The organism is Flavobacterium macrobrachii (assembly GCF_014486675.1).
GTDB lineage: Bacteria > Bacteroidota > Bacteroidia > Flavobacteriales > Flavobacteriaceae > Flavobacterium > Flavobacterium macrobrachii.
In genome coordinates this window covers 1-724 of record NZ_JACTAC010000184.1, presented here as the reverse complement: position 1 = coordinate 724, position 724 = coordinate 1, and the positions used below count along the sequence as shown (strand labels likewise).

The window sequence follows — 724 nt, the reverse complement described above, 5'->3', positions numbered from 1 at the left end:
GCCACAGTATTCTACAAGCTATACAGTAGATGTACAGTTTGAGTTTATTGATGTTATTTCAAATACAGCCGTTCAATCAGGTTATGGAGAAACATGTACAGTAGTAACACCAAGTATTCCGTTAATAGGTTTAAGTAGTCCAACATGTGGAACAACAGTAAGTTCGTTAGGAGCAACCATCTCGGCAAGTCCAGCCTTGTTTGCACAACAATACGAATTCAGAATTCGATTGACTAGCGATAATGGTCCAGAACCAACTTACTATTATACAGTTCCAAGCGCAAGTCGTTTCTCAAGCTTATCAGCTTTCCAAGGCGTAACATTACAGTATAGTACTAGTTACACTGTATCGGTGAGATACATGATAATGAATGGAACTACGCCAGTTTGGTCAGACTTTGGACCAGCATGTGCTGTAACAACGCCATCTTTCCCAGTAACGGAGGTAACCCCATCATTATGTGGATTATCAACAACAGGTTTAGACCAAACGTTGACTATAGTGCCTTATCCAGGTTTCCCAACATATCGAGTTACTTTATTCGAGCAAGTAGGAGAAGATTTGATACCAGTAGGTTCAATTGAGCGTACAGTACCAAACTTCAAATTGAACATGTTTACCGCAGCAACAGTGAACAAAAACTATAGCGTAGCGGTAGCAATTCAATTAGGAGGTGTATTTGGACCAGACGGAAAAGCGTGTGACTTATCAACGATGGTAGCT

General features: G+C 40.5%; 1 protein-coding gene. It reads left to right on the top strand.

Translation table 11 applies throughout. From position 1 onward, the window contains the following. Positions 1 to 724: hypothetical protein (locus tag IAI56_RS15875; RefSeq protein WP_187658780.1), on the top strand; the 724-nt coding region annotated here is incomplete at both ends.